The following is a 25,993-nucleotide window of genomic DNA, read 5'->3' on the forward strand; positions in this document are numbered from 1 at the left end:
CAAGATCCCGTAACCCGCCCCTGACGCTGGCGAAGCGTGTTCCCTGCCAACACCCTAACCCCAGTTTCGAACCGAACAGGTCAGGCCGGGTCGCCCGCCGACTTCGCCGAGGGCCGCAGTGCTGTCCACGCCTTCGACCTGTTACGCGGCCGGGTGCCGCAGAGTCGAATCGATTCGCTACCTGATCGGCGCCGCGTCGGTAAGCCGGCGACACGGAATGCCCGAGCGCGATGCCCCAGCAGCCCGGAAGGGTTGTGCTCATCGGCGGCCACGCGAAGCTTGCGAGGCGCAGTGACCAGGAAGTAACCGTCTTGAAACCTTGACTTCACGCTCGGTACGCCCATTAATACATAGCTATGTATCGGGCCGCAATCACCCTTCCCGGGTGGTCGGCGACGCCGGCAGATTCGTCGAACCGGTTCGAAATTCGGCCATGAGGCGGTGCGCTGAACCGGTGTTGGCGAGCTGGCGGATGAGTCACAGGAGGTTGGCATGCATCGTTCGAACGCCCGCCGGCGCGGCTGGTTGCCGGCAGCGGCTGGAGGGCTGGCCGTAGCCGTGGTCGCCGCGAGCGTGGCCCTGGCGATCCACGGGTCGGCCCTGGCCGCGCCGGTCGCGACGCAGAGTGTCGCGGCCGCCGGTGTTGACGGTGTGGCGGCCGGCAACGCCGCGGTCGCCTCGGTCGACCTGGCCGGGACCTGGGGCTTCACGCCCGCGGGCCGGGCGGCGACCACGATCGCGGTACCCGGTGGCGGCTGGTACAAGCAGGGCTTCACCACCGTGAACGAGGCGGTGTACTCGCGCAGCATCACCGTGCCGGACTCGGGGCAGCCGCAGGCGACCTGGATCGAGTTCGGCGCCGTCAACCACCAGGCGACACTGTCGGTCGACGGCCGCGTGGTCGCCACCCAGACGACGGCGTTCACCCCGTCGAACTTCGACATCAGCGCATACGCGGCACCCGGCACCACCCACACGATCACAGTGAACGTGAAGGGCCGCGGCGCGTTGAAGGCATCCAACGGCCGGTACCTGGTGCCCGACGCCGCCACGTGGTCCGAGGCGGTCCCGCAGGGGATCTTCGGGTCCGCGTTCCTGCGGGTGTACCCGGCGGTGTACGTCAGCGACACATTCGTGCGTACGTCGGTGGCGAACAAGACGCTGACCTACGACGTGACGGTGCGGAACACGTCGGGCAGTTCCCGGTCGGTGACGTTGACCGGGTCGCTGTCGTCCAGCAACGGAACGGCTTTCAGCTACCCGGCACTGCCCAGCCGTGCGGTCACCGTGGCGGCCCGCTCGACCGCGACCGTGACCGTCGGGCCGGTCGCGTGGAACCTCGACAGCACCTCGTACTGGTGGCCCAACGTGCCGTACCGGTCGGGGTACCGGGCGCAGCTGCACGGGCTGACGGTGCATGCCGTCACCGACGACGGCCGGACGAGCGACGCCGAGTACCGGTTCGGGTTCCGGGAGGCCACCCAGAACGGTGACTACTACTACCTCAACGGCGTGCGCGTGAACTTCCGCGGCGACAACCTCCAGGGTGCCGACTACGACCGGATCAACAACGGCGGCAAGGGCGACGCGTACCACACCCTGCCCGGCTTCCTGCCCCCGTCGTCCGGCAACGGCGGCTGGCCGCAGGCGGTGGACAACTACCAGCGGCTGAACTACAACGTGGTGCGCATCCACCAGGAGCCCGGCAGCCCGTACATGTTGGACGTCGCCGACGAGATGGGCCTGATGATCATCGACGAGGTCGCGATTCGCGGCTCCCAATCCTCGCAGGAGTGGCAGAACTCCGTCGGGCGCGACAACATGATCAACCACGCCCGTGCGCTGGTCCTGCGCGACCGCAACCACCCCGCGATCATCCGCTGGAGTCAGAACAACGAGCCGAACCAGAGCGGCCAGGATTCCGAACAGTTCGAAAAGGACCTGTACGCGGCGATGAACGGTGCCGACGGCACCCGGCCGATCATTGTCGAGGTGGGCGTCGGCAACAATGTCAGCCTGTATCCCGGGATGACGTACGCCAACTTCGCGGTGATCCCGCACTACGTCGACGGCTTCGGCAGGTACGGGGAGGGCCTGGTCACCGTGAACGGGCGGCCCGACGGCGAGGGCGAGTTCATCTGGCCGGCATGCAACAACAAGCAGGGCTTCGAGTGGTTCGCCACCGCAACCGCTGCCAAGCGTGGCAAGGGCGCCACCGACCTGCGCCCGTACACGCTGCTGTCCGCCTGGGCCAGCGTGGTACCCGGGGTGCGGTCCACCGACTTCACCCCGGAGGAGGGTGGTCACCCCATCTACGGCGTCGACAACCTGCCCGACCCGTGGAGCAACCCGCAGATCCAGCGCGTGCAGGCGGCGTTCAACCCGGTGGCCGCGATCGACCTCCCGTACTGGTCCGCCTCCGGCAATTCGGACTCCAACGGCACCTTCCCGCTGCCGCAGGCGGTGCCCAGCTATGCCCGCAACGCCACGGTGACCCGCAACATCACCGTGTTCAACGACGACCTCACCAACACCTCGGTGGGCTTCACCTGGACGGCCCGGCTCGACAGCCCGACCGGCGCGGTCGTCGCGTCCGGCAGCACCACCCTGACCGTCCCGCTCGGCTCACGGGTGACCCAGCCGGTGTCCTTCACCGCCCCCGCCACCGGCAGCCGCGTGTACCTGCAGCTGTCGACCGCCAAGTCCGGCAGCACCGTCTTCACCGACTCGGTCGAGTACCTCAACCTCAGTGGAGGCGGCGGAACCGGGCCCGCAGCGGGCACCTACCGCATCGTCAACCGCAACAGCGGCAAGCCCCTCGCCATCGCCGGCAACTCCGCCGCCGACGGCGCCAAAGCCGTCCAGCAGAGCGGCACCCCCACCTGGACGATCAGCACCAACCAGGACGCCTACACCCTGCGCTACACCGCCTCCGGAAAGATGCTCGACGTCAACGCCGGCAGCACCACGACGGGCCTGCAACTGCAGCAGTGGTCGGCAAACGGCGGCACCAACCAGTCGTGGTACCTGCGACCCACCGGTGACGGCTACTACACCATCGTCGCCCGCAGCAGCGGACTGACAGCCGACGTCTCCGGTGCCTCGACCAGCGACGGGGCGCAGGTCGTGCAGTGGACCGCCAACGGCGGGACCAACCAGCAATGGCAGTTCGTACCCGCCTGACCAGTAGCTGAGGTGAGTGTCACGTTCAGCCGCAGGTAACAGGCTGCCGATCATCGCGCCGACTCGGGGGCACGGTTTGTGCCCCCGAGTCGGCCGCGATCCGATCACTGTGGAGCACGAGCTCTTAGGGCTCGCACTCAGCTGCCGTGCACCTCCAGCTCCCAGAGTGAGTAGCCGTACGCGGGCAGGGCCCGCTGGGTGCCCTGGACACGCAGGTAGCGACCGGTGGCCGAGAGGGCGATGTCGTCCACGCCGCCGTCGCCGGTGGTCGTGGTGTGCACCGGCGACCAGGTGACGTTGTCCGGCGACACCTGGATCTGGTATGCCCGCGCGTACGCCGCCTCCCAGGTCAGCCGGACCCGGTCGAGGGTGCGGGACGCGCCGAGGTCCACCGAGATCCACTGCGGGTCGGCGTACGCGCTGCCCCAGCGGGTGGCCGTGTTGCCGTCCACGGCGTTGGCCGCCGCGTGCGTGCTGCCCGGCTCGACACTGGACGCGGTGACCGGCTTGCCCCGGGAGAGCACTGTGCCACCGGCGGCGGTGCCGTAGACGTTGAGGTCCCACAGCGAGTATCCCCACTGGGTGGCGCGTTGGGTGCCGTAGACCCGCAGGTATCGGCCGGTGCCGGTGACAGTGAGGTCGTCGACGCCACCGTCTCCGGTGGTCGTGGTGTGCACCGGCGACCAGGTGACGTTGTCCGGTGACACCTGGACCTGGTACGCCCGCGCGTGGGCCGTCTCCCAGGCCAGCCGCACCCGGTTGATCGCGTACGAGGCCCCCAGGTCGACGGTGATCCACTGCGGGTCGGCGTACGCGCTGCCCCAACGGGTGGTCGTGTTGCCGTCCACGGCGTTGGCCGCCGCGTGCGCGCTGCCCGGCTCCACGCTGGACGACGTCACCGGCCGGCCCTGGGCCAGGTCGGTGGCGGGCGGCTCACTCGGACCGTCGGTCTTGATCCGCACGTTGCGGTAGTTGATGTCCATTCCGGCGCCGTCGTTCTGCAACCCGATGTACCCGTTGGCGATGGCCCGGCTGCTGACGTAGTCGTTGATCTTGACGCCGTTGAGCCAGATCTCGACCCGCTGGCCGTGTACGCCGATCTCGTAGGTGTTCCAGGAGCCGGGTGGGTTGAGCGCCGCCGCGCGGGTGGCCTGGTTGGGTGCCTGGAAACTGTAGACACTGCCGGTGGTGCGCGTCGGGTCGCCGTCGGTGGCGTCGATCTGGATCTCGTGACCGGCGGCGACCGGGCCCCACGGGTCGCCCTGCGGATCGGGGAACCCGATGAAGACACCACCGTTGTCGTCGCCCGGCATCATCCAGTCGACCTTGAGCGAGTAGTTGGCGAAGGTGCGGACCGGGTACCAGAGCAACCCCATGCCACCGTTCGACGTGAGGGTGCCGTCGGCCAGAGTGAAGCCGCCCGGCCCCGCCTGCCGCCACTGACCCAGGCTGGCCTGCGTGCCGTCGAACAGCGGGGTGTAGCCGGGCTCCGGCCGGCAGTCGGCCGCCACCGCCCCGGCCGCCACCTGGATGCCGCCCAGCAGCATGCGTGTGAAGTTCGGGTCGGTGTAGCTCTGCTCGGTGTGGCCGAGGCCGGTGTACCAGGAGCGTCCACCGCCGTAGCTGTGGCACCAGGTGATCGGGTGGTCACCACCCATCGACCCACCGGTGTACGACGACTCGTCGAGGTTAGCCAGCACCTTGACCGCCGAGCGGGGGTTGGTCCGGTAGTTGTACCACTCGTCGGTGCGGGTCCAGGTCGACGGCAGGTGCGCGGTCGAGGCGTTGGCCCGGTCCTCGACCCGTACTGTCGCCTGCTGGGTGGCCGGGTGCGACGCGAAGTACCCGCCGACCAGCCCGCCGTACCACTGCCAGTCGTACTCGGTGTCGGCGGCGGCGTGCACTCCGACGAAGCCGCCGCCGCCAGCCACGTACGCCTCGAAGGCGCCCTGCTGGCCGGCGTTGAGCACGTCGCCGGTGGTGCTGAGGAAGACCACCGCCTGGTACTGGGCGAGGTTGGCAGTGGTGAAGGTCGCCGCGTCCTCGGTGGCGGTGACGGTGAAGCCGTTCGCCGCGCCGAGCTGCTGGATGGCGGCGATGCCGTTGGGGATGGAGGAGTGCCGGAAGCCGGCGGTCTTGGAGAAGACCAGGACCTTGCCCAACGGTGCGGCCTCGGCCGGGGTCGAGGCCACCGTCGCCGCACCGGCGGCGAGGGTGAGTCCGGTGACGATGGCGGCGGCGAGCGTGCTGATGGCGCGTCTACGCATGCGGGGCTCCTTGTGGGAGAGGGGTGGACGGGCGGGCGCGGCAGGTTCGGAGCCGGCGGGTCCGCTCGGGCCCGCCGGCTCCGGCGTCAGAGGGCGACCAGGTCGAACTTCTCCCAGGGGCCGATCGCGTCCCGGTTCGCGACCAGCGCCTCGGCCCCGCCGTTCTCCGCGACCACGTACCTGTTGTTCACAGTCGCCCGCAGGCTGACCGAACCGTCGGTGTTGCGGACCAGGGCGAAGGTCTCCCACGAGCCGGCGGACGCCCGGTTGGCGATCAGCGGGTTGGCGCCGGCGTTGTCGGCGCAGACGATCTGGTTGTTGACCCGGGCCCGCAGGGCGATGGTGCCGCCGCCGAGGTCGATCTGCTCGAACTGCTCCGAGGTGCCGACGCTGGCGGCGGAGGCGACGAGGTTGCCCGCGCCGGCACTCGTGGCGCTGACGTACCGGCCGTTCGCCTGGGCTCGCAGCGCGACCGCCCCGGTCGTCGGCGTGCCGCCGGTGAGGATCCGCAACGCGTCGACAATGCCCACGGCTGTGGTCTTGTTGACGATGCGGATCGTGTGGGAGCCGCCTGCCAGCCCGGTCTTGCGGAACACCACCTGCTGGGCCTGGCGGGCGCCGGCGACGTTCAGGTTGACGTTGGCCTGGAACACGTTGTCCAGGTAGACGTCGACGTTGCCCATGTCGCTGAACCGCTCGGACAGGTACTCCACCCCGGTGCCGGTGAAGGTGTAGCTGGCCGCCGCGCCGACGGTGGTGCTGTGGTGGGTGTCGTCGTTGTAGTCGCCGTACCCCCGGGCGGTGGTGTGGTGCCAGTTGGCGTCGTAGGTCAGCATCGTGTCGTTGACCAGCCCGCCACCGCCCGCGCCGCCGAGGCCGAGGGTCGAGGCGGTGCCGGACAGGCTCTTCTCGCCCTGGTTGGCGGTGCCGGTCAACGTGGTGCTCGCGTACGTCGACAGCGGCTTGGCGGTGCGCTCCACCACGTACACAGTGTTCGCCGCGGTCGCGAAGCTGACCTCCCCGGCCGAGGTGGTGGTCAGCACGGCGTTGTCCGAGGTACGACGGACCCGGACCTCCTGGCCGCCCCACGGGTTCACCACCCGGGCCGTCTTGCCGTACTGGCTGCGCAGCCCCACGTACTTCGTCTCGCCGGCCTCGCGCTCCGAGCTGACCAGGAACCCGTCCTTGGCGAGCAGTGTGAACTTCCCGACGAAGCTGGAGTCGGTCGGCGCGGCCGGGAACACCCGGATCTTGTCGTTGTACGACTGGAGCAACGACTCGTTCATCGCGGTCAGGTGCACGCCGAGGTACTCGAAGACGCCGTTGGTGTTGTTGGTCATCCCGTTCGGGTAGTTCTGGTACTTCTGCAGCATCGTCCGCATGCCCTGGTACGCCTGGTCGCCCAGGCCGAGCCGGGCGGCGTGCACGTGGTCGTTGGACCAGACGTTGCCGTACGGGTGGGGACGCACGTTCCAGGTGGTGATGGCGGTCTGCTGGTCGGGGTAGCCGATGCCGGTCTGGTCGTACGGCCAGGCCAGCTCCAGCGCCACGTTCTCGTTGTTGCGGGTCTGCGCGATCGGTGGGTCGTGCGGCAGGTACGCCCCGTTCTGCACCTGGTAGGGGGCCAGGTTGTTGACGATGGTCTGCCAGTTGGCCCGCAACCCGGAGTCGAGGCCAAGTTGCTGGCTCACCTGGATGGTGAGCGGAAAGAGCAGCCGCACCGCCGCCAGGTCGGTGATGGCGTTGCGGACGTCCCAGTACGTCTCGTGGGCGTTCGAGCTGGCCATGTACCACCGGCCGGTGGCGCTGTCGTAGTCGAGCATGTCCTCGTAGAACTTCACCGCCTCGCGCATGTACGGGTAGGCGGTGGTGCGAAGGTACGTCTCGTCGTTGCTGTACCGGTACTGGAGGTACATGTTGTAGGCGGCCTCGGTGCCGGTCGAGTAGGTGTCGTTGACGTAGTCGCTGTTGATCGTGCCTCGGGCGTTGCCGTCCCAGCCCATCGTCTCGGGCACCCAGAGCCCGTCACTGCCGTACCGGGTGGTGGTGTACGTCTTCAGCGCGGAGAGGTTGCGGCTGTAGAGCCGGTTGAACCCGGCCAACAGGTCGACGTGGTTGCTGGCCAGGAACGAGTTGTAGACGTCGCGTTGATTCCAGTACCAGTAGCCGTTGCTCCACTTCGAGGTGTCCTGGGTCGCTCGGAAGACCCCGTTGATGAAGTGCAACGGGTAGGTGCCGTAGCCGCCCGCCGCGATCATGTAGGTCGCCAGGTAGTAGACGTTCTCCAGGTAGTCGGCGTCGCCGCCGGCGTTGGAGTACTGGACGAACGACTTGGCCCAGAAGTCGTGCCACCAGTTGCGGTAGTTGTTCAACGTGGTGGAGTAGCCGGCGGCCTTGGCCGCCGCCAACTGGTTCTTCGCCTGGGTCACCGAGTTCAGGCCCGGTGAGTTGATCCGGCTGGCCGCGGTGAACCACACGGTGTAGCTCGACGTGGGGGTGATCGTCAGCCGGACGCGGGTGCCGTTGACCACCTGGGAGGAGTACGACGCCCCTTCGACAGTGGCCGCGAGGGTGTACCCGAAGTTGTTCGCGTCGGTCTGCCCCCGGCTCAACCCGACGCCGCTGGCGTCGGCGAAGGTCGAGACGGTACGCCAGGTGTTCAGGTCGGGGACGTCCGCGATGTTCTGGACGGTGTTCATGTCCCAGAGGCTCAGGTCGAGCCCGACGCTGCTCACCCCGGGTCGGGTGTCCTCGACGTGGATGCCCATCACCTCGGAGTTGGGCGCGCCCAGCACGGTGACGGTGCGGTTGTTGTCGTACTTCGTGGTCAGCGTTCCGTCGTACAGCGAGAGGCGTTGCTGGAAGGTGGTGTAGCCGGTGTCGAGCTGCGGGTTGCTGTGCAGGTTGACCAGCCCGGCGGCGTAGGTCGACTGCTGCGCCAGGTCGACACCGGAGACCTGGGCGGTCAGACCGTTGTCGTTCCACACCATGGCGCCGGTGCGGCCGTTGCCGACGGTGAGCCCGTGCAGGGGGTTGGTGTTCGGACGGTTGTAGACGACGTCGTGCTTCGACAGGTAGGCCGCCCGGTTGACGTTCACTGTCCCGGTGCTGGTCCCGAACGCGGCGTCAGTGGGTGCCGCGGTCGCAGGCGCAGCCGGCCCGACGGCGATGACACCACCGGTGAGCAGGACAGCGAGCGCGATTCGTAGCGGCGGCGTCAACTTCATCGACACGATCTCCTCTGGATCGTCGCGGATGCAGGTCTCGCACCCCGGGAAGTGCCCCGGTGTGCCCACGTCCGCCGAAACGAGGGCGATGTCGAGACGACGCGGAGCGGTGCCACAGTGCCGGGTTGACGGCATCCGGATGAACATCGATCCACATCGTTGATGTGCAGTTAACATCGGGCGTCTGTGAGGGTCAATCCCTCGGGATTGTCGAGATCACCTCAGGAGCGGTGAGCCGCGACGTTGATGACGTTGCCGTCCGGGGCGCGGACGAAGAACCTGCGCACGCCCCACGGCTCGGTGGTCAGCGGGTGGACGATGTCGTAGCCGAGCCGCTGGGCCTCGGCATAGGCGTCGTCCACGTCGTCCACCTGCACGCTGATGACCGAGCCCTCGGGTGCGGTCGCGTCCCCGGAGACGAGCTGCACGGCCACGTCGGGGTCGGCCGAGGTGTAGCGGGCCACCCAGCCCAGGCTGAACGCCTCGGTGCTCAGACCGAGGAAGTCGGTGTAGAAGCCCTTCGCGGCGCTGACGTCAGCCACCGGAAGGTTGGGCAGAATGCGGATGACGCGCATGCGGACCTCCAGCTCAGGCGATAGATACCCCCTGATTATTGCGACCGTCAGGCCCTGACCCGCTCGGCAACCCGTACCGCGACGGCCCTGAGCTGCTCAGCGGAGAGCGGAGGTTCCGGCTGTGCGGCGACGGCCTGCTCGTCGACCCCCACCATGTTGCTGACGCTCGCGCTGAGCGCCCGGTTGCCGGGCAGTTGGATCGAGACGAGGTGCTGCACGCTCGCGGTCCGCTTCCCGGTCAGCGTCTCGGTCTTCATCCGGAGGCCGCCGGGGGTCGTCCCCGCCACACAGACGCGGTGGTAACGGTTGTCTCCCGCACCCTCCGGCAGCTCGCACGGCCAGTGGAAACCGGCGGGCTGGCCGGCCGGCGCCGGATCGAGGACGTCGGGGGAGATGGACACCCCCAGCGGACCCTTCCGACCCCGATACGACAGGCCGCTTTCGCCGCCGACCATGTCGTCCCGGCCGTTGTGGGTGAACACCGGCGGCCGCCCGTCCGGCTGGCGGGCCTTGCCCACGTGGTCGGGGATCCAGAACCACGTCGACCCGGGCGCCACCGCACGTAGCGCGGCATCGAACTCCGCGCCGAGGCGCTTCGCGCTGGCCTCGGCGCTCTCGTCGGTGTCGAAGACCAGGCGGAACCCGGTGTCTGCGGCCGTGGGAGAGGGCGCGGCCAGCGGCCGGCCAGGCTCCTGATCGTGTACGGCGACACCGACGCCGACCGCCAGCGCCAGGACAGCGGCCAGCGGGCCGCCGGCCAGCCGGGCGTGGCTCGCGCGCCGTTCGCGGCGGACGATGCCCTCCACGTCCACCCGGGGCGGCGGTGGCGTCCCGATCAACTCGTCGAACAACTGGTGACCCATCTTCTGCCTCTTTCTCAGGATTGGCCGGTGACGACGGCGCGCAGGTTCGCCAGCCCGCGTGCCGACTGACTCTTGACGGTGCCGGTGGAGATGCCGAGGATCTGCGCGGTCTCCTCCACCGAGCAGTCCAGGTAGAAGCGGAGCACGAGCACTGCTCGCTGCTTGGGGCCGAGGGAATGCAGCAGCGCGGCGAGTCCTTCGCGGTCGGTGACCGTCTCCGGGGCCGCCGCGGCCAGGTCCGGCAGCGTCGCGCTCGCCTGTTCCCGCCGCTTCCAGGGCCGGCGCCGCTCATCGAGCCAGGCGCGGGTCAAAACCCGCTGGGCGTACGCGTCACGGTTGTCCGCCCGACCCGCCGTACGCCAGTTCCGGTAGAGCTTCGCGACGGTCACCGACACGACGTCGTCGGCGGTGTGCCAGTCCTGGCAGAGCAGGAACGCGCTGCGTCGCCAGCGATCCATCCGGCCCGCGACGAAGTCATGGAAGTCGGTCTCGTCGGCCCGCCTCACCGGGGTCTGTCCTTTTCGGCGGCCATCACGGGTCTGTTCTCTGCGCTAACTGTCACGGCCGTACGACGCGGCTCTCGCCCTTCGGGGTTGCACCGTCGGTTCGGCTTTCACCGCTCTGCTCGCCGAAGATCTGGACGTGGTCATTGCAGTGGTCAGTCCGTACGGATGCCGGACAGGCGGTCTGCCGACTAGGCTGCCGGGCCTAGCAGGTAGTGGCGATGCCAGCGGGGGCGACGATGAGCACCGACGATCGGATCGTACGGGCCCGAGAGGTCTATGAACTGGCGGTGTTCGGCGGCGACGCCAGCGGGCTGAGGGACGCCGAACAGGGCCTGGACGCCGTCGAGGCCGATGCGGCGTTGGCGCGGGGGAGGATTCTGCACGCCCGGTTTCAGAGCGCGGCGCCCGCCGACCCCGGCTCGTTGCCTACCGAGGATCCCGCCGAACTGCCGCTGTTCGAGCGCGCGCTCGAGCTGTACCAGGCACTGGGGGACACGCGCGGCGAGGCCGAGGCGTTGTTCTGGATCGGTTGTCTGCACCAGTTCATCCGGCATGACGACGAGACCGCGGTGCCGTACCTGGAGCGGTCCTGCCGACTGGCGGCGCAGACCGGCGACAAGCCGACCTGGTCCGAGGCGCTGCGACACCTGGGCATCGCGGCACACGCGGCTGGCCGGCTGGAGGAGGCGCGCGAGCGGCTGGAGGAGTCGACCCGGCTGCGCCGGGAGGTCGGAGCGCTGCCGGGCGTGGCCTCCAACATGATCGGGCTGGCCTACATCGCCGCCGCGCAGGACCGCCGCGCGGACGCGCTCACCACACTCGACGAGGCGCACACCATCGCCCGCACGCATGGCGCGCACGCCATCGCCCGGCACATCGAGCAGGCGAGAACGCAGATCTGAGCCTGCGGTCGCGGGCAGTCGACCCGGCGCTCCGGCCCCGCCGGCCGTGCGGGAGGAGTCAGCTCAGCGCGGCCGCCTTGCGGAGCAGCACTGAGCGTTCGCGCTGATTGGCGCAGAGCCGAGCGGCCAGCTCCAGTTCGGCGCGCGCCTCCGGGAGCCGGCCGAGGCGGGTCAGCAGCTCGCCGCGTACGGTCGGGACGAGGTGCGACCCGGGGAGCCGGTTCGCGGCGATCAGCTCGTCGACGATGGCCAGGGCTCGCACCGGACCCGAGGCCATCGCGACGGCGACGGCCCTGTTGAGTTCGACTACCGGCGAGGGTGCGACCCGGCCGAGCGCCTCGTAGAGCCGGACGATCCCGGTCCAGTCGGTCTCCTCGACCGAGGCTGCCGCCGCGTGCGTGGCCGCGATCGCTGCCTGTAGACCGTAGGGGCCGAGGCCGTGTTGCGATGCCCTGGCCAGCGCGGCCAGCCCACGGTGGATCGCCGGGAAGTCCCACAACCGGCGGTCCTGGTCCGCAAGGAGGATCGGCGTGCCGTCCGGGGCGGTCCGGGCCGGGAAACGCGCCGCCGTCAGTTCGCACAGGGCGAGCAGGCCGTGCACCTCCGGCTCGTCCGGCTGGAGCGCGGCAAGTGTGCGAGCCAGTCGGATCGCCTCGTACGCGACGTCGGGGCGCAGCAGGTGTTCGCCTGAGGTGGCCGTCGACCCCTCCGTAAAGATCACGTAGAGGACGCTGAGCACGCCGCCCAGCCGCTCCCGGCGCTCGCCGACCGGCGGCAGCGCGAACGGCACCCCGGCCGCCGCGATCGCCTTCTTGCCCCGGGTGATGCGGGCCTGCACGGTCGGCACGGGCACCAGGAACGCACGGGCGATCTCCTCGGTGGAGAGCCCGCCGACCACCCGCAGGGTCAGCGCCACCCGCGCCTCGGGGGAGAGCACCGGGTGGCAGCTGACGAACATCAGCGCGAGGACATCGTCGTCGATGCGGTCGGGGTCGATCTCCTGGTCGAGCGCGGGGTCGGCCGCCAACAGGGCGTATCGCTCCTGAAGGGCGGCCCGGCGGCGGATCGCGTCGATCGCCCGCCGCCGGGCCGTGGCCATCAACCACCCGGCCGGGTTGGCCGGAGAGGCACGCGGCCAGGACGCCAGCGCCTCGGCCACCGCCTCCTGGGCGGCGTCCTCGGCCAGCCCGAAGTCACCGGTGAACCGGGTCAGCGCGGCGACGATCCGCGCCGACTCGGTCCGCCAGACGGCCTCGACGTCGGCCGTACCCATCAGATCTGGCCGTTGCTCTCGCCACCCTGCGGGACCTCGTCGGCCTCGGCCACCCGCCGGACCTCGATCTTGGATCCGCGGACCGCCGGGACCCGCTTGGCCCACTCGACCGCCTCCTGTTTCGTGGCGACGTCGAGCAGGAAGTAGCCGCCGAACAACTCCCGGGTCTCGCCGTACGGACCGTCGGTGACCACCGGTGCATCGCCGCCGAAGTCGACAACGACACCCTGGCGCGGATCGTCCAGCCCTTCGGCCGCGACGAGAACGTCGGCCTTCATCATGTCCTCGATGAACTGGCGGGTCGTGGCCATCATCTCGTCGATGTTGGCCATCATGGCCGCGTTCGTCTCATCGGTGCCCCGCATGATCAACAGGTACTTCGACATCGCGTTCTCCTCATCCGACGGGGCCGTCTCCCGGCCCCAGCATTCTCACGTCGAACGGGCAACCCACGGATCGACACGGCCCCGAAAAGTGCTGTCCCTGCTCCGCGATCTTGCATTTGCTGTCCCGACATGAGGGGCATTCCGCCCATGTCGACAACCGAAACTGCAAGATCGGCGTGGCGGGGGAGTGTCGCCGATGCTTGATTCAATAGGCGTTCGTCAATAGATTGAGAGTGGGCGCCGCCGGGGTTCGGGTGACCGGGCCGTCGGCGGCTGACAGGTCCACCCCCGAGCCGGGCATTTCGGTCGTACGCACGACCGGTCGCTGTGGCGCACCGCCGCGCCGCATCCAGGGCACGTTGTCGCGCCGCGTCCGTCCAGGACGCGCCGCCGTGCCACCTCCGCTCAGCTCGATGGCAGAAGGACCCTTCATGACGATTTTCCGTGCCCGCCCCGCCGCGACCCTTGTGGTCGTCGCCGCGCTGGCCGCCGCCGCGACCACAACCGGGGCGGCGCTGCTCAGCGGCCCGGCCGCAGCCGCCCAGGGCTGCCGGGTCGATTACACGCCCAACCAGTGGCCCGGCGGGTTCACCGCCACCGTCAAGGTCTCCCCGGGGGACGCGGCCGTCTCCAGTTGGACAGTCACCTGGACCTACGCCGGGGACGAGCGGGTCACCAGCGGCTGGAACGCCACTGTCAGCCAGTCCGGATCGACGGTGACCGCCCGCAACGCGTCGTACAACGGCAGCATCTTGGCCGGCGGCTCCACCGAGTTCGGATTGCAGGGCACGTACGGCACCAGCGGTGGCGCGCCGACCGGGTTCAGCCTGAACGGCGTGGCGTGCAACGGCGCCACGCCGCCACCGACCACCCCGCCGCCGACGACGCCTCCGCCCACCACCCCGCCGCCGACGACGCCTCCGCCCACCACCCCGCCGCCCACCACCGAGCCGCCGACCGGGTGTGCCGGCGCGGTGCTCTGCGACGGCTTCGAGAGCCAGACCGGTTCGACGCCCTCCGGTGACTGGGCCGTGGTGAGCCCGGACTGTTCCGGCGCGGGTACCGCCACCATCGACACGGCGACCACGCACAGCGGCAGCCGGTCGGTCCGGATCAACGGCGCCGCCGGGTACTGCAACCACGTCTTCATCAGATCCACGAAGAACCTCGGCAGCGTGGGCAACGTCCGGTACGGCCGGATCTGGGTCCGGCACACCACCGCCCAGCCCACCGAACACACCACGATGATGGCGATGGCCGACGCCGCCGACGGCAACAAGGACCTGCGGTTGGGTGGCCAGAACGGCGCCCTTCAGTGGAACCGCGCCTCCGACGACGCGACCCTGCCCGAGCAGAGCCCGGCCGGGGTCGCGCAGAGCGTGCCGCTACCCACCAACCGGTGGACCTGCGTGGAGTTCATGGTGGACGGTGCGGCCGGTCAGCTGCGTACCTGGTTGGACGGCGCCGCCATCCCCGGGCTGACCGCGGACGGCTCGCCGACGCACGACATCGACGGCCAGTGGTACAACCGCACCTGGCGGCCGCAGCTCACCGACCTGAAGTTGGGCTGGGAGAGCTACGGCGGCGGAGCCGACACCCTCTGGTACGACGACGTCGCGCTGGGGTCCAGCCGGATCGGCTGCTGACCCGTCGAGGTCGTGGGCGGGACCGTCAGCGGTGCCCCGTCATGGTGATGAATGCGTCGAGGGTGTGACCCAGGTTCCGGGTCACACCCTCGACTGCGTCGGCGTCGGCCGTCGGCTGACGTACCGCACCCCCGGCTGCCAGGCCGCGCAGGCGCTGTTGATATGTTCCCGCTCATGAAAACCGTTTTCATTAAGGCGGGCCTGTGCCTGGTGCTTGCCGCGGCCGGCTGCTCCGACGGGGGAGCCGCCGCACCGGCCGCGCGGGGCCACCTGGCCACCCCGGTCCACCTGACCAACTGCGGACTGCCTGTCAGCGTCACCGCGCCACCCCAGCGAGCTATCGCACTGGAACAGAACGCCACCGAGATCATGCTCAGCCTCGGTCTCGCCGATCGGATGGTCGGCACCAGCTACCAGACCGACCCGGTGCTGCCCGAGCTGCGCCCGGCCTACGAGAAGGTGCCGGTGCTTGCCAAGCTCTACTCCTCACGAGAGGCGGTCCGGGCGGCGAACCCGGACTTCGTCTACTCGACCTACACCTCCGCGTACGCCTCGGACGCCGCAGGCTCGCGCACTGACCTGGCCACGCTCGGCGTACCGGCGTACCTCTCCGAGTTCGCCTGCGAGAAGCCGGCGGACGCGACCCAGACGGTCACCTTCGACGGGATCTTCGACGAGATCCGCGACATCGCCAGCGTCTTCGGTGTCCCGGAGCGGGCCGACAAGCTGATCCGCGACCAGCAGAGCCGGTTGGACGCCGCCCGAGGTGCGGCGCCAACGGCCGGCCCGTCACTCCTCTGGTACTACTCCGGAACGAGCACCCCGTACGTGGCCGGGCACGGCGGGGTTCCGGACGCGATCAGCTCGCTGCTGGGCGCCCGCAACACGTTCACCGATGCCAGCCAGAAATGGCCGGCCGGCAACTGGGAGGAGATCGCCAAACGCAACCCGGAGGTGATCGTGTTGGCCGATCTGACCCGGGGAGGCGACGGCGACAGTGCCCAATCGAAGATCGACTTCCTGCGCCGCAACCCGGTGACGTCGAAGCTGGACGCGGTCGTCGCCGGACGGTTCGTCACAGTGCCCGGCTCGTCGATGGATCCATCGATCCGCAGCGTCCAGGCGGCGGAACTGGTCGGCGCCAACCTGCACGGGACCGCCCGATGACCCCGCCCGCCGGCGCCGAGGTCGCCGCGCTGGAGCCGCCCGCCGCCCGCCGCCTGCTCGAACTCTGGAACGACCAGCAGTCGGCCTATGTCGCCCACCGCGACCTGCGGTTCGACGCGATGGCCGACGTGCTGCGGCTGCACTGCCCGGACGACCTCACGATCCTCGACCTTGCCTGCGGTCCCGGCGCGATCAGCGACCGGATGCTGGCGCAGTTCCCCCGCGCCACCGCCGTCGCTGTCGACTACGACCCGATCCTGCTGGAGGTCGCGCGGCGTGCCCTGCACCGGTACACCGGACGGGTTGAGGTCCACGACGTCGACCTGGTGGCCGACGGCTGGGAGGAGGCGCTGGCCGGGCGGCGGGTCGACGCCGTACTCACCTCGACGGCACTGCACTGGCTCGCGCCGGAGCAACTGCTGCGGGGCTACACCACCGCGGCGCGGCTGCTGCCCGCCGGTGGCGTGCTGCTCAACGCCGACCACCTCCGTTACGACGAATCGGCGCCCACCCTGCGCGACATCGCCTGTCGGCACGACGCGCAGGTGCAGCAGGAGACTTTCGCCGCCGGAGCACTCACCTACTCCGACTGGTACGCCGAGGCGGCCCGACACCCGGAACTGGCCGGCCTGGCTGCCCAGCGGGAACGGCGGTTCGCCGACCGACCGCCGCAGGCCCCAGCCTCACTGGCGTTCCATCTGGCTGCCCTTCGCACGGCCGGGTTCGCCGAGGTCGGCACCGCCTGGCAGTACCTGGACGACTACGTGGTGTTCGCCCGCCGATGAGCCTGCCTGCCGCACGATCCCCAGTCCCGGCGAGGGGCCGGCGGGACTCGCCACCCCCTACCGGCTTCTCAAGGAACGGCCGGTACGTCCTGCCGCTGGCAGTGCTCCTGCTGCTGGTCACCATCGCGGCGGCGGTCAGCGTGGGCTCGGCCGACCTGCCGGTCGACAGCGTTCTGCGCGCGGTGGCCAGCCACGTGGGTCTGCCGGTCCAGCCACTACCGGCGTTGCCCGACAGCATCGTGTGGGATCTCCGGCTGCCCCGGGTGCTGTTGGCCGCGTTGGTCGGTGCCGGTCTGGCGGTGTGCGGGGCGGTGCTCCAGGCGCTCACGCGAAATCCGCTGGCCGACCCGTTCCTGCTGGGTGTCTCGTCCGGCGCCTCCACCGGAGCGGTGGCGGTGCTGGTCCTCGGCATTCGGATCGGCGCGGGCCCGGTCGACCTGACCACCGGCGCGTTCGTCGGCAGCATGGCCGCGTTCGGTGCGGTGCTGCTGCTCGCCGGCCGGCAGGCCGGCGAGCCGACCCGGATCGTTCTCGCCGGGGTGGCTGTGTCGCAGCTCTTCAGCGCGGTGACCAGCCTGATCGTGATCTCCGACGCGCACACCCAGGACACCCGCAGCGTGACGTTCTGGCTGCTCGGCTCGCTGACGGCGGCCTCCTGGGCGTCGGTGACGCTGAGCGCGGTGGTGGTCGCCGTCGGCCTGCTGGTCTGCTGGGCCGGTGCGTCGGCGCTGGACGCCTTCGCGTTCGGCACCGATACCGCCCGCTCGCTCGGGTTCTCTCCCGGGCGCACCCGGCTGCTGCTGTTCACCGTCACCGCCCTGATGGCGGCCGCGCTGGTGGCGGCGAGCGGCGCCATCGGTTTCGTCGGGCTGACGGTGCCGCACGCCGTACGGTTCCTGTTCGGCTCCGGGCACCGGACGTTGCTGCCCGCCTGCGCGGTGATCGGCGCGATCTTCCTGATCTGGGCGGACACCGTGGCGCGGACCGTCTTCTCGCCACAGGAACTGCCGGTGGGTGTGCTCACCGCGCTGCTCGGGGTGCCGGTGTTCGCGTTGGTCATGCGACGCCGAACGGGTGCGCCGTGATCGCGCCGGGCGCCGCGGGCGGGGGAGCGGGCGGCGGTGGTCGGGCGACCGGCGGTGACCCGTACCCGGTGGGAGCGTTGCCGGCGCGGCTGCACGCGGACGGGATCGGGTGGGGCGTGGCCGGCGTACGGATCCTGGTCGGGGTGGCGCTCACCGCCGAACCGGGCGCCACTGTCGGGCTGCTCGGGCCGAACGGCTCCGGCAAGTCGAGCCTGCTGCGACTGCTGGCCGGGCTGGCGCGGCCGGAGTCCGGTCGGGTGCTGCTCGACGATGTCGCGGTGGGCGCGATACCCCGGCGTGCGCTGGCTCAACGGATCGCGGTGGTCACCCAGCAGGTGGCCACCGACGTGGAGATGTCCGCACTGGAGGTGGTCCTGCTGGGCCGGACACCGTACCGGCCTCGTCTCGCCGGGGTCGGCGCCGCGGATCTGGACCTGGCGCGGCGTGCGCTCGCCGAGGCCGGCCTGGCCGGGTTCGAGCAGCGGCGCTGGTCGAGCCTCTCCGGTGGTGAGCGGCAGCGGGTGGACCTGGCCCGCGCTCTGGTGCAGGAACCGGATCTGCTGCTGCTCGACGAGCCGACAAACCACCTGGACATCCGGCATCAGCTGGAGCTGTTGCGGTCCCTCGCCGAGTCGGCCAGCACGGTCGTGGTGACCCTGCACGACCTCAACCTGGCCGCGCAGTACTGCGACCGGTTGGTCCTTCTGCACTGCGGGCGGGTGGTCGCGGCGGGTACGCCCGCCGAGGTTCTCACCACCAGCCGGATCGAGCAGGTCTACCAGGTGCGCACGGACATCGACGTTACCGATGACGGCCGGCCCCGGATCTGGTACCGCGACCACGCGACGTAGGCGCCGGGCCGATATCCGCGGCACACGGTGCCGTACTCCAAGCGGGAGGATGTCCGAGCACTGCTTGGTCCGTATACCGGGGGAGAAGATGACCATGGACCGCACATTGACCGACATCCTGCACGAGGCGGCGCACGGGCACTTTCCGCCACCGGACGGCGGGACCACAGTGGTGCCGCAGCCGAGCCGCCGCGACGCCGGAGTCATCGCCTTCACCGGACACTCGGTGGTGTTCACCGACGAAGACCCCCAGTGGGTACGTCGGACGCTGGCCACCCTCGACTGCGACTCCCTGGCGGCCACCATGAATCCGCGTTTCCTGGGTGCGCTGCTCGACCGCACCCGGCGCCGCATGGACACGATCGACCTGCTGACCGTCGCGAGTTGCCTTGCCGGGCCACCTCCGTTGCAGCTGAGTGAGCTTGCGGACGCCGATCACCCCCGCGAGGTCAGGTCGCGTCGACGCCGTGACGACATCCGCGTCTGGGCCGCCGAGGGCGGAGTGGTATTGCTCGGCCGTGGGGTGGCTGGCCGTTGGGAGGCGGCGGTCGAGGTCGACGACGAGCGTCGCCACCGGGGTCTGGGGCGGGCGCTGGCGACGGCCGCCCGACATCTGGTGCCCGACGGCCAGCCGGTCTGGGCCCAGCAGGCCGCCGGCAACGCACGCAGCGTGCGCGCCTTCCAGGCGGCGGGTTTTCGGCCGGTGGGCGCCGAAGCGCTCCTTCTCCAGACGTAGGCACCGCACCGAACGCGCCGCACGTACCACTGTGGGCCGAACTGTGATCAGCAGGAGGTTTCTGAGATCACGCCCGGGGGCATCCCGCGGATGAAGTCAGCCGCTCGTTACCCCTGATCGAGGAGAGCACCATGTCGGTCCAGGCATTTCTCTACGTTGTCGCCGTCATCCTGATCGTGCTCGCTGCTCTGCCGCTGCCCACGAGGGGTGTCTCGCTCGCGCTTCTGGGTGCCGCCTGCGCCCTGCTCGCCTACGCCTGGCCGGTGATCACCGACTGATCTTCCGTGGGTCGTCGATGCGGCCGGTGGACGGCAGCCAGAGCGTGATCGGGCTGCCAGCCACCGGCCGCGAGTCTGTCCGCTTGCTGAGTCTCTTTCACACGCGTAGGAAGAACACCACCCATCGATCCGCCGTCCAGCGTCGAAGGAGATGCGTGTGACCACCTCCAGAGGGCTCCGCCTCGCCGTGTCCGTGCTGGTGACAGCGGGCGCCGTCCTGCTCGGCACGGCGGCCCCTGCGGCACCGTCATCGGCTCCCGCACCGGCCGGCCACCCGTCCTGCGACCCGATCGACCCGACCGCCTGCCTGCTGCCGTTCCCGAACGACTACTTCACAGTGCCGGACCGGAGCAGCCCCACCGGCAAGCGGGTGCGGTTCACCGCCGCCGCGATGCCCGCCAACGTGCAGGGAACCCCGATCGACCCGACGGAGTGGAACCGGCAGGACGGGTTCAGTCCCGGCTCACCGATCCTGGTGCGCGTCCCCGGCCTCGACGCCGCGGCGAGCGGAATCGCGCCGGTCACCGACATCGGTCGCTCGCTGGCGCCGGACGCGCCGATCGTGCTGCTCAACACCCGAACCGGTGAGCGCACGCCGTACTGGGCCGAGCTGGACGCGCACGCCGCCGGCCAGCCCGAGCGGCAGCTGCTGATCATCCGGCCGGCGGTGGCGCTGACCGAGGGCACCCGCTACGTCGTCGGGCTGCGCGGCCTGCGCGACGGCAACGGGGCGGTGATTCCGGCGCCGAAGGCGTTCACGGCGTACCTGACCGGTGCCGGTCTCAAGCCGCGGGACGCTCGGGGGCCGCAGGTGAGGCGGATCGTCACCGAGCTGACCCGGACCGGCGTCACGCGGCACAGCCTCTACCTGGCCTGGGACTTCACTGTGGCCAGCCGGCACGGGCTGACCGGGCGGATGGTGGCCGTCCGGGACGACGCGTTCGCCGACCTCGGTCGGACCGCGCCGCCGGTCACCGTCACCCAGGTGACCGACTATTCACCGGAGCAGGATCCGCTGATCGCCCGTCAGGTGTCCGGCACCATCGGCGTACCGTCCTATCTGACCGGCGACGGCGGGCCCGGCTCCCGGCTGCACTACGGGCCGCCCGGCGGCGCCGGGACGCCGCCCACGCCGAACGCCCTGCCCACACCGTCCGGCGTGACGCTGGCGGCGGACTTCGTGTGCAACATCCCGCGCAGTGCCTCGGCCGCGAGGCCGGCGCACCTCTCGCTCTACGGTCACGGACTGCTCGGCAGGCCAACCGAGATCAACGCCGGCAACGTCAGGACGATGTCGAACACCCACAACTTCACCTTCTGCGCGACCAGTTGGATCGGCATGGCCGCCGCCGACGTCCCCTATGTGGCCGGCGCCTTCACCGACCTCAGTGTCTTCCCCGCGGTGGCGGACCGGTTGCAGCAGAGCTTCCTGAACTTCCTCTTCCTGGGTCGCGCGATGATCCACCCGGCTGGGTTCGCCGCCGACCCGGCGTTCCGGGACGTGACCGCCCGGCCGCTGATCAACCGTGTCGGCGGGCTGCACTACGACGGCAACAGCCAGGGCGGCATCAACGGAGGTGCGCTCACCGCCATCGCCCAGGACTGGACCCGCTCGGTGCTCGGCGTACCGGCGATGAACTACTCCACGCTGCTGCAACGCAGCGTGGACTTCGCGCCGTTCCAGACCGTGCTGGACGGCTACTACCCGGACACTGTCGACCAACAACTGGTGCTCGCGCTGCTGCAGATGTTGTGGGACCGGTCCGAGGCCAACGGGTACGCCCAGCACATGACCGACCGGCCACTACCGCGCACCCCGGCGCACCAGGTGCTGATGCACGTGGCCTTCGGCGACCAGCAGGTCTCGCCGGCCGCGGCGGAGGTGCAGGCGCGCACCATCGGCGCGCGCCTGCACACCCCGGCGCTCGCCGACGGCTGGTCGCTGGACGTGCGGCCGTACTGGGGTATCGCGCCGATCCGCCGATACCCGTACACCGGCTCGGCGATCGTGATCTGGAACAGCGGTGCGGCGTACGCGCCACCACCGACCAACCTCGCTCCGGCCGGGCCGGAGTTCGGCGACGACCCGCACGAGTTCCCCCGCGCCCAGGCCGCAGCCCAGAAACAGAAGGCGGTCTTCCTGCTGACCGGCAAGGTCGTCGACGTCTGCGGGCGGACACCCTGTCCGTGACGCCGGGCCCGCCGGGACCACCATCCCGGCGGGCCGGCGCGTCCTACGACCGCGGCGTCAACCCCACGAGCAGAGCCTCGAGTACGCGATCGACGTACTCGTGGGTCAGCGGCTCCTGGGTGATGAGGAACTGGAAGTAGAGCGGGCCGGACAGGATCGCCATGGCCACGTCCAGGTCGAAGTCGGGTGAGATCTGCCCCTGCTGCTGTGCGCTCCGCAGCCGGGCGACGGTCCGGTCGGCCTGCGGGCGGATGAAGCGTTCGGTGAGCGCGGCGGCGACCATCGGATCGTGCTGGGCCTCGCCGACCAGGGCCCGGTAGAGGGGGCCCAGTGGAGGCCATGCGACACCGCGCCGTCGACGTGCCCGACAGGTGGACGGTGAGCGCCGACGGGTGGGGTCTGGGTTGGACGCTCTACGACTGGGACGGCGTCCCCGGCTACGGCCACGACGGCGCGGCCATCGGCCAGTTCGCCTACCTGCGCGTCGTCCCGCACGCGAACCTCGCGGTGGTCCTGATGACAAACGGCGGCGCGGCCCGACTGCTCTATGCCGACCTGTTCCGCGATCTGCTCTCCGAACTCGCCGACGTCACGATGCCCGCGCCGTTCGCCCCGGCCCCCGTGCCACCCTCGATCGACCTCGAACCGCTGCTCGGCGCGTACCGGCGTGAGGGTGTCGTCCTGACCGTCTCCCGCACCGACGACGGCACACCGCACCTGCGGTACGAGTTCGTCGACGACATGGCAGGCGTGTCGCCGCCCCTGGAGATGGACCTCGAACCGGTCACCGCAACGGTCTTCGCCGCCTCCGGCGCGGGACCGTCGTTCAGCGAGGACTACATGCCGGTGGTCTTCTCCACACTCAGCAACGGCACTCGGGTCTGCTACGTGGGCATGCGCGCCACGCCCAAGGTCGCCTGAAAACGCGGCGGCGCAACGCGGGTTGATCCCGGCGGTCCCGGTCCCGGCGAACGCCAGCACCGGGACCGTCGCGCCCGGTGTCGTCGATGCACCACATCGATGGCGGCCTTGTCCCGTTCGATACCCTCTGACACGCTCTGACAACGCCTGACGACGTCGTCTGACATGGGGGAGTGATGAAGGACCAGCGTGCCGCCGCCCAGTCAATTCAGGACAGACAGGCCGTCGAGAGGTTCGCCGAACAGCTACGGGCCCTGCGGACCGGCGCCGGCGACCCGTCGTTTCGCAAGATGGCGGGGCTGTCGGGCCGGATCTCGCACACCACACTGCACGAGGCCGCGGCCGGGACCAGGTTCCCCTCCTGGGAGACCGTGCGGGAGTTCGTCAGAGCATGCGAGGCCGACGAAGTCCAGTGGCGGCGTCGCTGGGAGGAGGCGCAGCGTCCCGCGTCTGCGCAGGGCACCGAAGACGGCGATGCCGCGCCGGTCAGTACCGAGTCCCCGACCGGCGCTGAAACCCCGATCACCACGGGCGAGAAGCCCGACACCGGGACCAACGCCTCGGAGACCCACAGGCCTGTCGTGTCCGTCGTCCCCGCCTCGCCCCCGAAGGAGCAGAACGCGCTGCGCGGCACGGACTATCCGCCGACCGACGAGGACGTCGCTGGTGCACGGCGGCTCCGGCTGCCGTGGCTCGCCGCCGCCGCGGTGGTAGTGGTGGTGGCGGTGGTCGCCGTCCTGGGCATCGTCGTCCGCGGCCGGTCGTCGCGGAACGACTCCGGCGCGGTGGCGGCGTCGTCAGCACCCTCGGTGTCGCCGTCGGCCTCAGCGTTCTCGGACTCGCTGATCCCCGGCGACTCCAGCAAGTTCATCTCCGACGTCACCATCCCCGACGGCACCCGGGTGCGGGTCAACTCCCAGTTCGTCAAGGTGTGGGCCCTCAAGAACGTGGGGAAGGTGGCCTGGCACAACCGTTTCCTCCAGCGGACCAACCCGGCCGCCGACGCCGACGGCTGTCAGGTGCCGGACCGGGTGGCGATCGGTGACACACCGCCCGACGAGCAGGTGATGATCAGTGTCGAGGTCACCGCGCCGAGTCGTCCCGGAAAGTGCTGGGTGAGCTGGAAGATGGTCGACGAGAACGGGCAGGAGTACTTTCCCACCCGCCGGCCGGTGTACTTCATGGTCACCGTCACCGCCTGAGTGCGCTTCCCGGTCACCCCGACCGGTGTCAGAGTGCGAACCCTCGATGTCAGTCCCGGGTGCCGCCGAAGCTGACAACACCACATCCATCGAGGTCGGCAACGGCCTGACGGATCTGACAGGACAGCAGGGGTACCGAACAGCAGGTCGATTCACGCATGGTGATGTCCGTTCCGATCGACACACCAACTGCGAGGAGGATCGACAGTGCGCCGTCCCTGGTTGTCCGTCGGGCTCGCCGCGCTCTGCGTGGCCGTCGGTGTTCCGGCCCACGCGTGGGCCGCGCGGCCAGTCGTGGACATGGAGGCCACCGTCCTGGCCGCTCAGATCGACCCCCGCCGGGCCGACAACACACTGACGCCGGGTGCGAAGAACTCAGTACTCGCCGTCGAACAGGCGCTCCAGGCGCAGAACCTGCTCAACGCTCAGTGGGTCGACGGTTACTTCGGCACCCAGACCGTCTCGGCGTACGCGGCGTACCAGCGCTCACTCGGCTACACCGGGCTGGCCGCGAACGGGCTGCCCGGTACGACGTCGCTGACGAAGCTCGGGCAGAACCGCTACACCGTCGGCAACACCATCGGCCCGGGCGCGAAGGTCCCGCGTGACGGGTACGTCGTCAACGCCCGTACACAGGCGATGTTGGCCGAGGCGCAACGTCTGCTCGGCCACCCCCTGGTGCTCGACCAGGGCTCGTACAACCCCGGGGGTGACCCCACCTCGGCCGGTACGCACGACGGCGGGGGTGTGGTGGACATCGCGGTCACCGGCATGACCGCTGCCAAGCGCACCGCCGTCGCCCGGGCCCTGCGCCAGGTCGGCTTCGCGGCCTGGGTCCGCAACCCCAATCAGGGCGACTGGCCGTGGCACATCCACGCCACCGCGATCAACGACACGGACCTGTCCAGCCAGGCGCAGCACCAGGTCGGCGACTACCACCTCGGCATGAACGGCCTGGCCAACCAGGGACCGGACGACGGCCCCCGGGTCCCGATCAGGACCTGGGAGCAGTACCAGCGCGGGCAGTGACCCGCACCCACCTCACCGTTTCTGAAAGGACACCATGAACATCCGTAAGAGCCTCGCCGCCGTCGGCGTCGCGCTGGCCGCTACCACCTCGATCCTCAGCGCCGCATCGCCCGCGTCGGCGGCGGCCCGGGACGGGGTCTGCGACAGCGGCGAATTCTGCTACTACTACAACAGCGACAACGCGGGATCGATCTCGGACTTCACCGGTTCGCTCGACGACTACGGCACCGAGCAGCCCTCGTGCTACGACTTCAAGGGCACTGGCGCTGGCAAGGGCCTGTGCATCAAGAACGAGGCCGCCTCGGTCTGGAACCGCAGCACCAAGACCGTGCGCGTCTACTACAACAGCGGCTACGCCGGCTCTTACCAGGACTTCGCCGCCGGCGCGAAAGGCAACCTCAACGCCACGCTGAAGAACAACAACGCCTCGCACCAGTTCTCGCCGTCGACGCGCACGAACCTGTCGTACGCCCTGTACCAGGCCAGCGGCGGCACTGTCACGTGCGGCTTCGACGGTTACACCACGACGCCCGGCCGGCACGAGGGCATCGACATCGCCCGCAGCGTCGGCTCGGACGTGCGTGCCCTGGTCTCCGGAACGGTCATCTACGTCGCGCGGGGCACCACCGGCAGCGGCGGCCTTTCCACGATCTCCGTCTACAACTCCTCGCTCAACAAGTCGGTGATCTACCTGCACACCGCGCCGAGGTCCGGGGTGAGCGTGGGTGACGCCATCAGCAAGGGCGAGATCATCGCCGACGAGTCGTGGCACGGGGTGTCGTCCAGCTCGGGCGCGCACACCCACGTCGAGGTTCGGGCCGGCCGGCAGACCCACGCGGCCGTCAGCGTCGGTGACTCCACCCTGGACAACGCCGACCCGACCGCGTTCTGGAACTCCCAGGGCTACAACGAGAAGTAGG

The 25,993-nt window shown here is 70.1% G+C and carries 22 protein-coding genes; 14 read left to right on the forward strand and 8 right to left on the reverse strand.

The features are described 5' to 3' along the window. Window positions 1–492 precede the first annotated feature (492 nt). Window positions 493–3,183, forward strand: a complete 2,691-nt coding sequence (locus NIE79_RS24155; RefSeq protein ID WP_238680740.1) for an RICIN domain-containing protein — start codon at window positions 493–495, stop codon at window positions 3,181–3,183. A gap of 137 nt (window positions 3,184–3,320) precedes the next feature. On the opposite strand, the gene NIE79_RS24165 is transcribed toward NIE79_RS24155, so the two are convergent. The 5 genes from NIE79_RS24165 to NIE79_RS24185 all read right to left on the reverse strand — a co-directional run bounded on the left by NIE79_RS24165 (window position 3,321) and on the right by NIE79_RS24185 (window position 10,621). Further along, window positions 3,321–5,450: a ThuA domain-containing protein gene (locus tag NIE79_RS24165; protein ID WP_308193219.1), complete on the reverse strand. Its 2,130-nt coding sequence runs from the start codon at window positions 5,448–5,450 to the stop codon at window positions 3,321–3,323. An 86-nt stretch (window positions 5,451–5,536) separates the two neighbouring features. Beyond that, a complete protein-coding gene (locus NIE79_RS24170) occupies window positions 5,537–8,677 on the reverse strand; it encodes a glycosyl hydrolase family 95 catalytic domain-containing protein (RefSeq protein WP_238680741.1) in 3,141 nt (1,046 codons plus the stop codon). Window positions 8,678–8,898: 221 nt separating this feature from the next. Further along, entirely contained in the window at window positions 8,899–9,252 is a 354-nt protein-coding gene (locus NIE79_RS24175) for a VOC family protein (RefSeq protein WP_238680742.1), read from the reverse strand. A gap of 47 nt (window positions 9,253–9,299) precedes the next feature. Continuing rightward, window positions 9,300–10,115, reverse strand: a complete 816-nt coding sequence (locus NIE79_RS24180; RefSeq protein ID WP_238680743.1) for a hypothetical protein — start codon at window positions 10,113–10,115, stop codon at window positions 9,300–9,302. A gap of 14 nt (window positions 10,116–10,129) precedes the next feature. Continuing rightward, window positions 10,130–10,621 carry a sigma-70 family RNA polymerase sigma factor gene (locus NIE79_RS24185; protein ID WP_238680744.1) on the reverse strand — a complete coding sequence of 164 codons (492 nt, stop codon included), beginning with the start codon at window positions 10,619–10,621 and terminating at the stop codon, window positions 10,130–10,132. A 236-nt stretch (window positions 10,622–10,857) separates the two neighbouring features. On the opposite strand from NIE79_RS24185, the gene NIE79_RS24190 reads away from it, so the two are divergent. After that, window positions 10,858–11,523, forward strand: a complete 666-nt coding sequence (locus NIE79_RS24190) for a tetratricopeptide repeat protein (protein ID WP_238680745.1) — start codon at window positions 10,858–10,860, stop codon at window positions 11,521–11,523. Between the two features lie 58 nt (window positions 11,524–11,581). Here NIE79_RS24190 and NIE79_RS24195 read toward each other — a convergent pair whose 3' ends face one another. Further along, a complete protein-coding gene (locus NIE79_RS24195) occupies window positions 11,582–12,796 on the reverse strand; it encodes an RNA polymerase sigma factor (protein WP_238680746.1) in 1,215 nt (404 codons plus the stop codon). Then, window positions 12,796–13,182: a YciI family protein gene (locus tag NIE79_RS24200; protein WP_238680747.1), complete on the reverse strand. Its 387-nt coding sequence runs from the start codon at window positions 13,180–13,182 to the stop codon at window positions 12,796–12,798. The genes NIE79_RS24195 and NIE79_RS24200 overlap by 1 nt, the downstream gene beginning before the upstream one ends. 431 nt (window positions 13,183–13,613) lie before the next feature. On the opposite strand from NIE79_RS24200, the gene NIE79_RS24205 reads away from it, so the two are divergent. From NIE79_RS24205 to NIE79_RS24240, 8 genes are all read left to right on the forward strand, one after another. After that, a complete protein-coding gene (locus NIE79_RS24205) occupies window positions 13,614–14,828 on the forward strand; it encodes a cellulose-binding domain-containing protein (protein WP_238680748.1) in 1,215 nt (404 codons plus the stop codon). Between the two features lie 174 nt (window positions 14,829–15,002). Then, on the forward strand, window positions 15,003–15,995 hold the full coding sequence (locus tag NIE79_RS24210; RefSeq protein WP_238680749.1) for an ABC transporter substrate-binding protein: 993 nt from the start codon (window positions 15,003–15,005) through the stop codon (window positions 15,993–15,995). Continuing rightward, window positions 15,992–16,780 carry a class I SAM-dependent methyltransferase gene (locus tag NIE79_RS24215; RefSeq protein ID WP_238680750.1) on the forward strand — a complete coding sequence of 263 codons (789 nt, stop codon included), beginning with the start codon at window positions 15,992–15,994 and terminating at the stop codon, window positions 16,778–16,780. Before NIE79_RS24210 ends, NIE79_RS24215 begins: the two co-directional genes overlap by 4 nt. Continuing rightward, a complete protein-coding gene (locus NIE79_RS24220) occupies window positions 16,777–17,865 on the forward strand; it encodes a FecCD family ABC transporter permease (protein ID WP_238680751.1) in 1,089 nt (362 codons plus the stop codon). Before NIE79_RS24215 ends, NIE79_RS24220 begins: the two co-directional genes overlap by 4 nt. Continuing rightward, the gene (locus tag NIE79_RS24225; protein ID WP_238680752.1) at window positions 17,862–18,716 is read left to right on the forward strand and encodes an ABC transporter ATP-binding protein; all 855 of its coding nucleotides are present in this window, start codon (window positions 17,862–17,864) and stop codon (window positions 18,714–18,716) included. The genes NIE79_RS24220 and NIE79_RS24225 overlap by 4 nt, the downstream gene beginning before the upstream one ends. An 88-nt stretch (window positions 18,717–18,804) precedes the next feature. Then, complete coding sequence (locus NIE79_RS24230) at window positions 18,805–19,452, forward strand: GNAT family N-acetyltransferase (protein WP_372471780.1); 648 nt, start codon at window positions 18,805–18,807, stop codon at window positions 19,450–19,452. A 131-nt stretch (window positions 19,453–19,583) separates the two neighbouring features. Next, on the forward strand, window positions 19,584–19,730 hold the full coding sequence (locus NIE79_RS24235; RefSeq protein ID WP_167337290.1) for a hypothetical protein: 147 nt from the start codon (window positions 19,584–19,586) through the stop codon (window positions 19,728–19,730). Window positions 19,731–19,881: 151 nt separating this feature from the next. Next, window positions 19,882–21,921 carry a hypothetical protein gene (locus NIE79_RS24240; protein ID WP_238680754.1) on the forward strand — a complete coding sequence of 680 codons (2,040 nt, stop codon included), beginning with the start codon at window positions 19,882–19,884 and terminating at the stop codon, window positions 21,919–21,921. 43 nt (window positions 21,922–21,964) lie between these two features. Here the strand turns inward: NIE79_RS24240 and NIE79_RS24245 are convergent, their stop codons facing one another. Next, on the reverse strand, window positions 21,965–22,204 hold the full coding sequence (locus tag NIE79_RS24245) for a TetR-like C-terminal domain-containing protein (protein WP_372471781.1): 240 nt from the start codon (window positions 22,202–22,204) through the stop codon (window positions 21,965–21,967). A 56-nt stretch (window positions 22,205–22,260) separates the two neighbouring features. Between NIE79_RS24245 and NIE79_RS24250 the strand changes: the two genes are divergently transcribed. The 4 genes from NIE79_RS24250 (at window position 22,261) to NIE79_RS24265 (ending at window position 25,992) form a co-directional block, all read left to right on the forward strand. Further along, the gene (locus NIE79_RS24250; protein ID WP_238680794.1) at window positions 22,261–22,842 is read left to right on the forward strand and encodes a serine hydrolase; all 582 of its coding nucleotides are present in this window, start codon (window positions 22,261–22,263) and stop codon (window positions 22,840–22,842) included. A gap of 176 nt (window positions 22,843–23,018) precedes the next feature. Next, on the forward strand, window positions 23,019–24,044 hold the full coding sequence (locus tag NIE79_RS24255) for an NBR1-Ig-like domain-containing protein (protein ID WP_238680755.1): 1,026 nt from the start codon (window positions 23,019–23,021) through the stop codon (window positions 24,042–24,044). Between the two features lie 207 nt (window positions 24,045–24,251). Then, window positions 24,252–25,073 (forward strand): peptidoglycan-binding domain-containing protein, encoded by an 822-nt coding sequence (locus tag NIE79_RS24260; protein ID WP_238680756.1) that lies wholly within the window; start codon window positions 24,252–24,254, stop codon window positions 25,071–25,073. Window positions 25,074–25,107: 34 nt separating this feature from the next. After that, window positions 25,108–25,992, forward strand: coding sequence for a peptidase inhibitor family I36 protein (locus NIE79_RS24265; RefSeq protein WP_238680757.1), 885 nt, complete (start codon window positions 25,108–25,110; stop codon window positions 25,990–25,992). The last annotated feature ends 1 nt before the right edge of the window (window position 25,993 follow it).

The sequence above is a fragment of the Micromonospora trifolii genome, from assembly GCF_022229005.1.
Taxonomy (GTDB): domain Bacteria; phylum Actinomycetota; class Actinomycetes; order Mycobacteriales; family Micromonosporaceae; genus Micromonospora; species Micromonospora trifolii.